The 11,464-nt window shown below is 71.4% G+C and carries 11 protein-coding genes; 8 read left to right on the forward strand and 3 right to left on the reverse strand.

The annotated features are described in order from the left end of the window. Positions 1–35: 35 nt before the first annotated feature. Together AC3YO9_RS09750 and AC3YO9_RS09755 are read left to right on the forward strand one after the other, a co-directional pair. Positions 36–1,187 (forward strand): acyl-CoA dehydrogenase family protein, encoded by a 1,152-nt coding sequence (locus AC3YO9_RS09750; RefSeq protein WP_127783200.1) that lies wholly within the window; start codon positions 36–38, stop codon positions 1,185–1,187. Next, a complete protein-coding gene (locus tag AC3YO9_RS09755; RefSeq protein WP_489982995.1) occupies positions 1,184–2,356 on the forward strand; it encodes an acyl-CoA dehydrogenase family protein in 1,173 nt (390 codons plus the stop codon). Before AC3YO9_RS09750 ends, AC3YO9_RS09755 begins: the two co-directional genes overlap by 4 nt. 87 nt (positions 2,357–2,443) lie before the next feature. Here the strand turns inward: AC3YO9_RS09755 and AC3YO9_RS09760 are convergent, their stop codons facing one another. Then, the gene (locus AC3YO9_RS09760; RefSeq protein WP_489982996.1) at positions 2,444–3,259 is read right to left on the reverse strand and encodes an acyl-CoA thioesterase; all 816 of its coding nucleotides are present in this window, start codon (positions 3,257–3,259) and stop codon (positions 2,444–2,446) included. Between the two features lie 110 nt (positions 3,260–3,369). Further along, positions 3,370–4,236, reverse strand: coding sequence for an amidohydrolase family protein (locus AC3YO9_RS09765; protein ID WP_489982997.1), 867 nt, complete (start codon positions 4,234–4,236; stop codon positions 3,370–3,372). Between the two features lie 118 nt (positions 4,237–4,354). Here AC3YO9_RS09765 and AC3YO9_RS09770 point away from each other — a divergent pair, with 118 nt between their 5' ends. Continuing rightward, positions 4,355–5,722: a flavin-containing monooxygenase gene (locus AC3YO9_RS09770; protein WP_489982998.1), complete on the forward strand. Its 1,368-nt coding sequence runs from the start codon at positions 4,355–4,357 to the stop codon at positions 5,720–5,722. Between the two features lie 17 nt (positions 5,723–5,739). On the opposite strand, the gene AC3YO9_RS09775 is transcribed toward AC3YO9_RS09770, so the two are convergent. After that, complete coding sequence (locus AC3YO9_RS09775; RefSeq protein ID WP_489982999.1) at positions 5,740–6,477, reverse strand: helix-turn-helix transcriptional regulator; 738 nt, start codon at positions 6,475–6,477, stop codon at positions 5,740–5,742. 336 nt (positions 6,478–6,813) lie between these two features. Here AC3YO9_RS09775 and AC3YO9_RS09780 point away from each other — a divergent pair, with 336 nt between their 5' ends. The 5 genes from AC3YO9_RS09780 to AC3YO9_RS09800 all read left to right on the forward strand — a co-directional run bounded on the left by AC3YO9_RS09780 (position 6,814) and on the right by AC3YO9_RS09800 (position 11,404). Continuing rightward, positions 6,814–7,860, forward strand: a complete 1,047-nt coding sequence (locus AC3YO9_RS09780) for a 2,3-butanediol dehydrogenase (protein ID WP_489983000.1) — start codon at positions 6,814–6,816, stop codon at positions 7,858–7,860. After that, positions 7,853–8,659, forward strand: coding sequence for an SDR family NAD(P)-dependent oxidoreductase (locus AC3YO9_RS09785; protein WP_127783193.1), 807 nt, complete (start codon positions 7,853–7,855; stop codon positions 8,657–8,659). Before AC3YO9_RS09780 ends, AC3YO9_RS09785 begins: the two co-directional genes overlap by 8 nt. A 164-nt stretch (positions 8,660–8,823) precedes the next feature. Beyond that, positions 8,824–9,972: a steroid 3-ketoacyl-CoA thiolase gene (locus AC3YO9_RS09790; RefSeq protein ID WP_489983001.1), complete on the forward strand. Its 1,149-nt coding sequence runs from the start codon at positions 8,824–8,826 to the stop codon at positions 9,970–9,972. Further along, the gene (locus AC3YO9_RS09795) at positions 9,969–10,580 is read left to right on the forward strand and encodes a PaaI family thioesterase (RefSeq protein ID WP_489983002.1); all 612 of its coding nucleotides are present in this window, start codon (positions 9,969–9,971) and stop codon (positions 10,578–10,580) included. Before AC3YO9_RS09790 ends, AC3YO9_RS09795 begins: the two co-directional genes overlap by 4 nt. Next, entirely contained in the window at positions 10,580–11,404 is an 825-nt protein-coding gene (locus AC3YO9_RS09800; RefSeq protein ID WP_127783190.1) for an SDR family NAD(P)-dependent oxidoreductase, read from the forward strand. The genes AC3YO9_RS09795 and AC3YO9_RS09800 overlap by 1 nt, the downstream gene beginning before the upstream one ends. Positions 11,405–11,464: the final 60 nt, after the last annotated feature.

Genomic DNA, 11,464 nt, shown 5'->3' on the forward strand with positions numbered 1-11,464 from the left:
CCGACCGGCCCACACCCCGAGGAGACACTCCGACCGTGAGCGTCAACGACCTGTTCGAGACCCCCGAGCGCACCGAGCTCCGGGCCACCATCCGCACCTTCGTGCAGCGGGAGGTCCTGCCGCACCTGGACGACTGGGAGCGTGCCGGTGAGCTGCCGCGCGAGCTGCACAGGAAGGCGGCGGCGCAGGGCCTGATGGGCCTGGCCTTCGACGAGGCCGTCGGCGGCTCCGGCGGTGACCTCCTCGACGCGGTCATCCTCAACGAGGAGCTCATCCAGGCCGGTGGCAGCTCGGGCCTCGCAGCCGGGTTGTTCACCCACGGCATCGCGCTGCCGCACATCGTCGCCGCCGGCAACCCCGACCTCGTCGACCGCTTCGTGCGGCCCACCCTGGCCGGGGAGATGATCGGCGCGCTGGGCATCACCGAGCCCAGCGGCGGCTCCGACGTGGCCAACCTGCTCACCACCGCCAAGCGCGACGGCGACGACTACATCGTCAACGGTGCCAAGACCTACATCACCTCCGGCACCCGCGCCGACTTCATCACTACCGCGGTGCGCACCGGCGGCAAGGGCGCCGGTGGCGTCAGCCTGCTGGTGATTCCGACCGACACCCCCGGCTTCACCGTCACCCGGCGGCTGGAGAAGATGGGCTGGCTGTGCTCGGACACCGGCGAGCTGTCCTTCGACGACGTCCGCGTGCCCGCCGCCAACCTGGTGGGCGAGGAGAACCAGGGGTTCCTGCAGATCGCCATGCAGTTCCAGCACGAGCGCATCTCCATCGCCGTGCAGGCCTACGCCACCGCGCAGCGCTGCCTGGACCTGACCCTGCAGTGGGCGCGCGACCGGGAGACCTTCGGCAAGCCGCTGATCAGGCGCCAGGTGGTGCAGCACAAGCTGGTGGAGATGCGCTCGCGCATCGAGCTGGCCCGCACCTACACCCGCGACCTCGCCACGCGGGTCGCGGCGGGGGAGACCGACATCGCCGCGGTGTGCGTCGCCAAGAACATGGCCTGCGACGCCGCCGACTACGTCGTCAACGAAGCCGTGCAGCTGCACGGCGGGATGGGCTACATGAGGGAGTCTGAAGTGGAACGGCACTACCGGGACGTGCGCATCTTGCCCATCGGCGGCGGAGCCCGCGAGATCATGGTGGACCTTGCGGCCAAGCTGTGGAGCTGGCAGTGAGCGCCGGCGCCGCCACGGCGTTCACCGAGTCGGCCGAGCGCCAGGAGCTGCGCAAGGCCGTGGCCGCGCTGGGCGCGGAGTTCGGCGGGGACTACCTGCAGGACTGCGCCCGCAACGGCCGCAAGACCACCGAGCTGTGGGACCGCGCCGGTCAGCTGGGCTACCTCGGGGTGGCCATCGGCGAGGCCTACGGCGGCGGTGGCGGTGACATCGGTGACCTGGCCGCAGTGTGCGAGGAGCTCGCCGCGCAGGGCTCACCCATGCTGCTCATGGTGGTCTCGCCGGCCATCTGCGGCACCATCATCGAGAAGTTCGGCACCGAGGAGCAGCGCCAGCACTGGCTGCCCGGCTTTGCCGACGGCAGCACCAAGATGGCCTTCGGCATCACCGAGCCCGACGCCGGGTCCAACAGCCACGAGCTGAGCACCGCGGTGCGCCGCGACGGCGACGACTGGATCCTCAACGGCGGCAAGTACTACATCTCCGGGGTGGACGAGGCCTCGCACGTGCTGGTGGTGGCCCGGCACACCGACGCCGCCGGCAACCGCGGGCTGCCCTCGGTGTTCATCGTGCCCACCGACGTCCCGGGCCTCACCGCGCAGATGATCGAGATGGACATCGTCTCGCCGGAGAAGCAGTTCACCCTGTTCTTCGACGACGTGCGGCTGCCGGCCGACGCCATCGTGGGCGACCCCGACGCGGGACTCAGCCAGATCTTCGCCGGGCTGAACCCGGAGCGGATCATGGCCGCGTCCTTCGCCACCGGGCTGGGACGCTTCGCGCTGGACAAGGCCACCGACTACGCCCGCACCCGCAACGTGTGGGGCACGCCGATCGGGGCGCACCAGGGCATCGCCCACCCGCTGGCCCACGCCGCCATCTCCCTCGAGCTCGCCCGGGTGATGACGCAGAAGGCCGCCGCGATGTACACCGCCGGGGCCAAGGGCGCGGGCGAGGCGGCGAACATGGCCAAGTACGCCGCCGCCGAGGCCGCGTGCGCGGTGATCGACCAGGCGGTGCAGGTGCACGGCGGCAACGGCCTGGCCGCGGAGTACGGGCTGGGCGCGCTGCTCGGCGCCTCGCGGGTGATGCGGATCGCCCCGGTGAGCCGGGAGATGATCCTCAACTACGTCAGCACCCACACCCTGGGACTGCCGCGCTCGTACTAGCCGCTCCGCTACGGCGTTCAGGGCCCTTGTCGCCCCCAGGGAAGCCCCTGGAGGGCGATCAGGGCCCTGAACGCCCCCCAAGAGGCGCTAGCGCGCGTAGCGCATGAGCCCTTCCTGCACCACGGCCGCCACCATGTTGCCGGCCTGGTCGAAGATGCGGCCCTGGGTGAGCGCGCGCCCGAAGCCCGCCGACGGCGAGGTCTGGTCGTAGAGCAGCCACTCGTCGGCCCGGAACGGGCGCAGGAACCACAGCGCGTGGTCCAGCGACGCACCCTGGGTGTGGGCGTCGGGGTGCGGCACCCGGGCGGAGCCCAGCAGCGTCATGTCGCTCATGTACGCCAGCACGCACACGTGGAACACCGGGTCGGGAGGCAGCTGGTGGCGGTAGCGGATCCACACCCGCTGCTGCGCGGCCAGGCCGCGGCTGGTGGACATGTCCACCGCGGGCACGATGCGGATGTCCCAGTCCGGCCACTCCTGGCGGAACCAGTCGTTGATCGCCTCGTTCACCCCGCCCAGCGCGGAGAGGTTGTCCGGTCCGGGCACCCGCGGCATGTCGTCCTGGTGCTCGGGGCCGTCGTCGTGGGCGTGGAAGGACGCCGACATGGAGAAGATGGCCTTGTCGTGCTGGATGGCGGTGACCCGGCGGGTGAGGAACGACCGCCCGTCCCGCACCCGGTCGACGTGCAGCTCGGTGGGGGCGTCGGGGTCGCCCGGCCGCAGGAAGTAGCCGTGCAAGGAGTGCACCCGCACGTCCTCGCGCACCGTCCGCACCGCCGCCACCAGCGACTGGGCCGCCACCTGGCCGCCGAAGGTGCGCTGCATGCTGGTGTCGAAGGACTTGCCCTGGAACACGTCCTCGGCGAGCTGGTCGACCTTGAGGACCTCGTCGATGGGGGGCACGGGACTCCTCGGGTCGTCGCAGGTCGGTCAGCTCGGGCGTGATCTCGCCTGAACCTCACCACACGGTGGCGGTGGGGGTCGACCAGGGTGCCCGGGCCGCACCCAGCGGCTCAGGCGTCGAGCTTCAGCACCTTCCGGGCGTTGAGGTGCAAGAACTTCGGCCACACCTCGTCGCGGAAGCCGACGCCCGGCAGCTCGGCGGCGATGCGCTCCAGGGACAGCCCGGCCGGGAAGTAGCCGGCGTAGAGGATCTTGTCGGCGCCGCGGGTGTTCGCGTAGTCCACGATGGCCTGCGGGTAGTGCCTGGGCGCGAAGGCCGACGTGGAGAAGTAGAGGTTGGGCCACTTGAGCAGGAGCTTGACCAGCAGGTCCTGCCAGGGCTCGCCGCCGTGGCGGGTGACGAAGACCAGGTCGGGGAAGTCGAACATCACGTCGTCGATCAGCTCGACGTGCTGCGGGGCCATCCGCACTCGCGGGCCGGGCACGCCGACGCAGGCGAAGATCGGGATGCCCAGCTCCACGCACGTGGCGTAGATCGGGTACATCTGCGGGGCGTTCAGCGCCACCTGCGGGAAGGTGCCCGCGGCGAAGGAGCTGACCGAGCGGATACCGAACTGCTCGTGCTCCCGCCGCATCCGAGCCAGGGTGCCCATGATGTCGTGCGGGTCCACCGCGCTGCCCAGCGGCACGAACCGGTCGGGGTGCGTGGCCACGGCCCGGCGCCCCGAGGCGGTGGACACGCTCACCATGCCGATGCTGATGCCGTGGGCGTCCATCTCCCGCAGCGTCACCGACACCGGGTCGTCGGTGGGCAGGTCGTGCGGGACGTCCGTGAACATGTACTGGGCAGGGAAGCTGAACTCCTCCTTGCTCTCCCGGTCCTTGGTCTGGGCGGTGATGAAGTCGTACTCGCCGCCCCCGGCCTCCCGGAAGCCGATGAAGGTGTCGATGATCGGGCTGTCCGCGGGAAAGCTCACGGCGGAGACGATCGCAGGCGACGAGGTGCCGGCAAGCACGACTGCCCGCTCAGTGGACGCCCCGGGTCCACCTTGGTGCACTGGTGGCGGCGTGATCCACGCCATAGCGTCGCTGCACATGAGCGCACTGCCGAAGGTCTGCATCATCGGAGCTGGTCCTAGCGGGTTCAGCACGGCCAAGCGGTTGAAGGATGCCGGCATCCCCTACGACTGCTTCGAGAGCTCCGACGACGTGGGCGGCACCTGGTACTACAACAACCCCAACGGCCGCTCCGCCTGCTACGAGAGCCTGCACATCGACACCTCCAAGTACCGGCTGCAGTTCCAGGACTTCCCGGTGCCCGAGGAGTGGCCGGACTTTCCGCACCACACCCTGATGCACCAGTACTTCCGCGACTACGTGGCGACGTTCGGCCTGCGCGAGACCATCACCTTCAACACCAGCGTGGAGCGGGCCGAGCGCGGATCCGACGGCATCTGGACGGTCACCCTGGACACCGGTGAGGCGCGCACCTACGACGTGCTGGTGGTCGCCAACGGGCACCACTGGAGCCCGCGGATGCCGGAGTACCCCGGCACCTTCGACGGGGTGGTGCTGCACTCGCACGCCTACCGCAGCCCGTTCGAGCCGGTGGAGATGCGCGGCAAGAACGTGGTGGTGGTCGGCATGGGCAACTCGGCGATGGACATCGCCTCCGAGCTCTCGCACCGCTCCATCGCCAAGAACTTGTGGGTGTCCGGCCGCCGCGGGGTGTGGGTGCTGAGCAAGTACCGCAACGGCAAGCCCGCCGACAAGGCCGCCAAGCCGCCGTGGATGCCGCGCAAGCTGGGGCTGGCCCTGTCGCGCAAGGCGATCAAGAAGGCGGTGGGCAACATGGAGGACTACGGGCTGCCCAAGCCCGACCACGAGCCGCTCTCGGCGCACCCGTCGGTGAGCATCGACTTCCTGGCCAAGGCCGGCTCCGGCGACCTCACCTGCAAGCCGGCCATCACCCGCCTCGACGGCGACACGGTGCACTTCACCGACGGCACCTCGGTGACAGCGGACGTGGTGGTGTGCGCCACCGGCTACAACATGGAGTTCCCGTTCTTCACCGACCCGGCGCTGCAGCCCGACGCCGACAACCGGTTCCCGCTGTTCAAGCGGATGGTGAAGCCGGGCGTCGACAACCTGTTCTTCATGGGCCTGGCCCAGGCGTCGCCGACGATCATCAACTTCGCCGAGCAGCAGAGCAAGCTCCTGGCTGCCTACCTCACGGGCGAGTACGCGCTGCCCTCGGTGAACGAGATGCGGCTGATCATGCGCAAGGACGAGAAGGCCAGCCTGGAGCAGTACTACGACACCCCGCGGCACACCATCCAGGTGGACTTCGGTCGCTACGTGCGCGACCTGGTCAAGGAGATCGCGACCGGGCGCAAGCGGGCGACGCAGGCCGGCAACCAGCTGCCGGTGCCGCCGCGGGCGGAGCAGGTCAGCGTCGGCTGAGGCCTGCGGGTTGGGCACTACCGGCTGCGGTGCAGCAGGACCGCGAGCTCGGTGCGGGACTGACAGCCGGTGGCGGTCAGGGCGCGGCTGACGTACTTCTTCACCGTGTCCACGGCCAGGCCCAGCCGCAGCGCGATGTCGGCGTTGCCCAGACCCTCGCCCACCAGCCGGGCGACCTCGGCCTCGCGGCGGGGCAGCCCAGCGAGGGCGTCCACCGGAGCGGCCTCGGGCAGCAGGCGCGAGACCAGGGAGAGCTGGCGCACCAGCAGCTGCAGCACCTGGCGGTCCCGCACGCCCAGCCGCGGCTGGTCCACGGTGAACAGCCCGACCACCCCGACCGTGCCCGCGGGCAGCGGCAGCCGCAGCGCCGCGGCGCCGGTGAGCCCGCGCGGCGCCATCACCCGGTCGCGGAAGGAGTGGCTGATGTCGGCGAGCTCGTGCAGCGACACCACGCCGCTGCGGTTGAGGTGCTGCAGCGACGGCGAGCTGGCGAAGACGTCCACCGACCGCCAGTGCGCGTGGTAGTGCGCCAGGCTGGTCCGTCCGCCCCCGTGCACCACCGCGCAGTGGTCGTCGAACGCCGAGCGCAGGCTGTGGCCGCGGAAGAAGGTGGTGTAGCGGGCGCCGAAGGCTGCGGCGAGCGACTCCAGCAGCCGCTCCGAGAACTCCGGCACGGTGTCCGCCGACCCGCAGTGCGCGGAGACGTCGAGAACCAGCTCGTAGTCGGTGGCGGTCAGGCCGGCACGAACGGGCATGGGCACGATCCTGGGCTAGGGGTGGGTCCGGCGGCTGAGGCGCGGCTGTGACCGCGATCATAAGCACCCCCGCGCGAGTGACTGGCCTTGACCTTGACGCTGCGTCAACCCCTAGCGTCGCTGGTGGCCGGAGAGACCGGCCGATTCGTGAGCTCGCGGACGCTGCGGCACTACGACGACATCGGGCTGAGGCGGTGGCGCCCAGGCTGGCGGAGTACCACCGCGACGCCATGAACGTCTACGCCGACGCTCGGTTGCACTGAGTCGAAATATTCTGAGTCGGACTACTTGTGGCCGAACGCTGGCCGCCATAGTGTCGCTTCTCGTGACGCTGACATGAGGGCGCTCGTCCTGCACGGTGCCGACGACCTCCGCCTGGAAGACCTCGAGCCTCCGGTGCCCGGCGCCGGCGAGGTGCTGGTGCGGGTGGCCTTCAACGGCATCTGCGGCTCCGACCTGAGCGTGGTGGGCAAGGGCTTCCTCGCCTCGGAGCCGCACCCGCTCACCGGGGCGCACGGGCCGCAGGTGCTCGGCCACGAGTTCTCCGGCACCGTGGAACAGCTCGGCACCGGGGTCACCCAGCTGCAGGTGGGCGATCGGGTGGCGGTGCAGCCGAACTACTCCTGCGGCACCTGCCCGCGCTGCCGCGACGGACTGGCGCACCTGTGCGCGGTGATCGCCTTCCACGGCCTCTCCGCGCACGGGGGCGGGCTCTCCGAGCTGACGGTGGTGCCCGCGCGCAACGCGCACCCGCTGCCGGAGTCGGTGAGCCTGCGCCAGGGCGCGGTGGTCGAGCCCCTGGCGGTGGCCCTGCACGGCGTGCGGCTGGCCGAGCCCCGCCCTGACGAGCTGGCGCTGGTGCTCGGCGGCGGCCCCATCGGCATCTGCGCCGCGCTGAACCTCCGGGTGGCCGGGGTGCAGCGCATCCTGCTCAGCGAGCCGTCCCCGCAGCGCCGCGCGGTGGTGGAGTCCCTCGGGCTGGAGGTGCTGGACCCGACCAGCAGCGACGTCCGGGCCGAGGTGCTGGAGCGCAGCGACGGAGCCGGTGCTGACCTGGTGCTGGAGTGCGCCGGTGCCCCGGCGGCCATCGACACCGCGCTGAGCAGCGTCCGCGCCCGCGGCCGAGTGGTGCTGCTGGCCACCTACCCGCAGCCGGTGGAGCTCTACACCTACGCGCTGATGTTCTCCGAGGCCCAGCTGCGGTGCTCGATGGTGTACTCCGCCGAGGAGTTCCGCGAGGTCATCGCGCTGATGGCGCAGGGTGCGTACGACCTCGACGGGTGGGTGCAGCAGGTCCCCATGGTCGAGGCCGTGACCGAAGGTTTCCAGGCCGCGTCGGCAGGACGCGCCATGAAGGTGTTGGTGGAGGTAGGACATGGCTGAGCAGGAGCAGGGCGCACGTTTTCAGGGCAAGAACGCGGTGGTCACCGGAGCCGCCTCGGGGATCGGTCGGGCCATCGCCGCCCGGCTGGTGGCCGAGGGCGCGACGGTGATCGGCGTGGACGTGGCCAAGGATGCGCTGGACGCGGTGGCCGGCACGCTGGGGGAGTCGTTCTCCCCGGTGGTCGCCGACGTCACCGTGGAGGCGGACGTGGCCGAGGCGATGGCGGTGGCGGTGCGCACCCACGGTCGGCTCGACCTGGCCTTCAACGTGGCCGGCGCCGCCCGGATGGGTGCCATCGTGGACCTGGACGAGGCCGACTGGGACTTCACGGTGGACCTGGTGCAGAAGGGTGTCTTTCTCAGCACCAAGCACGAGGCGCGGCACATGCGCGACTGCGGCAACGGCGGCGCCATCGTCAACGTCGCCTCCCTCAACGCCCACGTGCCCATGCCCGGCGGCAGTCCGTACAACACCGGCAAGGCCGGCGTGGAGAGCTTCAGCCGGACCGCGGCCGTGGAGCTGGCCCGGCACGGCATCCGCGTCAACTGCGTGCTGCCCGGCCTGGTGGACACCCCGCTGGTGGGCGTGGTGATGGGCTACCAGCCCATGCTCGACGCCTTCACCGACCGCATCCCGCAGCGCCGGGCCGGCACCCCCGAGGAGATCGCCGGTCCCTGCCTGTACCTGGCCAGCGCCGACGCCGCCTACGTCACCGGCGCCGCACTGGTGGTGGACGGCGGGTGGGAGCAGTCCAACTACCCGGACCTGGGCGGAGTGACCGACCGCCCCAGCCTCTGACCCTCGGGGCGACGGGGCCGGGGCGAGGCGGCGCGGTCTCGGTCGGTGGGACGTGAGCACGGGTCGCGCACCGTCGCCGCCTACGGTCGGGTCACCTGGCTCGTGTGCCGCTCACGCGACGGAGTCGGCGTCGACCTCGTGAGTCCGTTGAAGGAGTAGTTGTCATGGGTTTCCCCGTCATCGTTGATGCCGCCCGATCACCGTACGGCCGTCGCAACGGCTGGCTGTCCAGCATGCACGCGGTGGAGCTGCTCGGCGCGGTGCAGACCGGCCTGCTGGAGCGCACCGGCGTCGACCCCGCGCAGGTCGAGCAGATCATCGGTGGCTGCGTCACCCAGGCCGGCGAGCAGGCGTCCAACGTCGCGCGCTTCGCCTGGCTGCACGCCGGCCACCCGGAGGAGACCGCGGCCACCACCATCGACTGCCAGTGCGGCTCCGCCCAGCAGTCGGTGCACCTCATCGCCGCGCAGATCGCCGCGGGCGTCATCGACGTGGGCATGGCCTGTGGCGTGGAGATGATGTCGCGGGTGCCGCTGCTGTCCAACATCCCCGAGGGCTTCGGCGTGCCCCGTCCGCCCGGCTGGAAGGTGGACCTGCCCGCCCAGTTCGAGGCCGCCGACCGCATCGCCGAGCGACGCAGCTTCACCCGCGCCGACCTGGACGAGTTCGGCCTGCGCTCCCAGCAGCGCGCCGCCGACGCCTGGGCCGAGGGCCGCCTGGACCGTCAGATCATCCCGATCACCGTGCCGAACCCCGCCGAGGGCGCACCTGAGGTGGTCGCCCGTGACCAGGGGCTGCGGGAGACCAGCCTGGAGGCGCTGGGTGCGCTCAAGACGATCCGCGAGGGCGGGCTGCACACCGCGGGCACCGCGTCGCAGATCTCCGACGGCGCCACCGCCGCCATCCTGATGGACTCCGACCGCGCCGCCGCGCTGGGCCTCACGCCCCGCGCCCGGCTGCGCAGCCAGTGCCTCATCGGTGGCGAGACCAGCTTCCTGCTCGACGGGCCGGTCCAGGCCACCCGCATCGCGCTGGAGAAGGCCAAGATGAGCGTCAGCGACATCGACCTGTTCGAGGTGAACGAGGCTTTCGCCGCGGTGCCCATGTCCATGGCCTCCGTGCACGGGGTCGACCCGGACAAGCTCAACGTCAACGGCGGCGCCATCGCGCTCGGCCACCCGGTGGGCTCCACCGGTATCCGCCTGATCGCCACGATCATCGACGAGCTCGAGCGCCGCGACAAGCAGCTCGGCGTGGTCGCCATCTGCGCCGGCGGCGCGCTGGCCACCGGCGCCGTGATCGAGCGGCTGTGACCGCACCCGCGGGTCACGCGGGCTCCGCCACGTCTCTCGACCCGGCGGCGTACGCCAAGCTGGTCGGGACCACCCGCGCGCTGATGACCGACGTTGGGCTCGCCGACGTCGACGCTGCCACGATGACCGAGGCGGCCCGGCTGCTCGAGCAGGCCTCCGCGCTGCTGAGCACCCGCCAGCGCGAGCGGTGCTACCGCCCGCACCGTGACCTGCCCCGTGGCCGCATCGCGGTGGGTCACCAGGCCACCATGGACGTCTACAACCCGCAGTCGGTGCCGGTGGAGATCACCTACGGCGAGGGCAGCGTCAGCGCCACGCTGGTGGCCGGTGCGCTGCTGGAGGGCCCGCCCGAGTCGGTGCACGGCGGTATCAGCGCGTGGCTGATGGACATGCTGCTGGGCGCGGTGGTGCGCGGCGAGGGCCGCCGCGCCGTCACCGGCACGCTGACCATGCGCTACCTGGCCCGCACCCCGCTGGACCAGGAGCTGAACCTGGGCGCGGAGCTGGTCAAGCACGACGGCCGCAAGCTCACCGTGCGCGGCTGGATCGACCACGACGGCCGTCGCTGCGTCGAGGCCACCGGACTCTTCATCGAGGTGGCGGGGTAGTGGCGCTCGAGCTCACGGGTCTGGCCGGCAAGGTCGCCGTGGTGACCGGGGCCGGCCGGATGCGCTCCATCGGCCGCGCGGTGGCCGTCGAGCTGGCCCGAGCGGGCTGTGACGTGGTGGTCACCGGGACCGGGCGCTCGCCCGAGCACTACCCGGAGGAGGAGAAGGCCGCCGGCTGGCGCGACATCCACTCCGTGGCCGAGGAGGTACGGGCGCTGGGGCGCCAGGCCACCGCCGTGGTCACCGACGTCTCCGACGAGGCGTCGGTGCAGGCGCTGGTCGAGCAGGTGCTCGCCGAGCACGGCCGGGTGGACGTGGTGGTCAACAACGCCGCCGCTGCCCGCGGGGCCGACCGGGTGCCCGTGCTCGAGCTGGACCCCCAGGTGTGGGACACGGTGATGCGGGTGAACCTGCGCGGGACCTTCCTGGTCAGCCGCGCCTTCGGCCGCTGCCTGGTGGAGCAGGGCGAGGGCGGCGCGATCATCAACATCTCCTCCATCGGCGGCAAGACCGGCGGCGCGGCCACCGCTGCGTACGCCGCGTCCAAGGCCGGCATCCAGTCGCTCACCTCGTCCATGGCCAAGGAGCTCGGCGGCCACGGCATCCGGGTGAACGCCATCTGCCCCGGCGTCACCGCCACCAGCCGGCTCGACGACCTGGCTCCGGACGTCTGGCAGTCCTACGTGGCGGCCAACATCCCGCTGGGCCGGGCCGGCACCGCCCAGGAGGTCGCGTTCACCGCGGTGTTCCTGGCCAGCGAGCAGGCCGCCTGGGTGAGCGGACAGTCCTGGAACGTCGACGGCGGCCAGCTCACCGTTCGTTGATTCGGCCCCGTTCGTTGCTCCAGCTCCTAGACCGACACTGCAGACCTGCACGAGAGGAAC

This window comes from Rhodococcus sp. Z6_132 (assembly GCF_058133635.1).

Bases quoted from the DNA above. Each gene is read 5' to 3' on its own strand.
- AC3YO9_RS09770 (WP_489982998.1), top strand. From the start codon at position 4,355: ATGAGCGCACTGCCGAAGGTCTGCATCATCGGAGCTGGTCCTAGCGGG.
- AC3YO9_RS09775 (WP_489982999.1), bottom strand. From the start codon at position 6,477: ATGCCCGTTCGTGCCGGCCTGACCGCCACCGACTACGAGCTGGTTCTC.
- AC3YO9_RS09780 (WP_489983000.1), top strand. From the start codon at position 6,814: ATGAGGGCGCTCGTCCTGCACGGTGCCGACGACCTCCGCCTGGAAGAC.
- AC3YO9_RS09785 (WP_127783193.1), top strand. From the start codon at position 7,853: ATGGCTGAGCAGGAGCAGGGCGCACGTTTTCAGGGCAAGAACGCGGTG.
- AC3YO9_RS09790 (WP_489983001.1), top strand. From the start codon at position 8,824: ATGGGTTTCCCCGTCATCGTTGATGCCGCCCGATCACCGTACGGCCGT.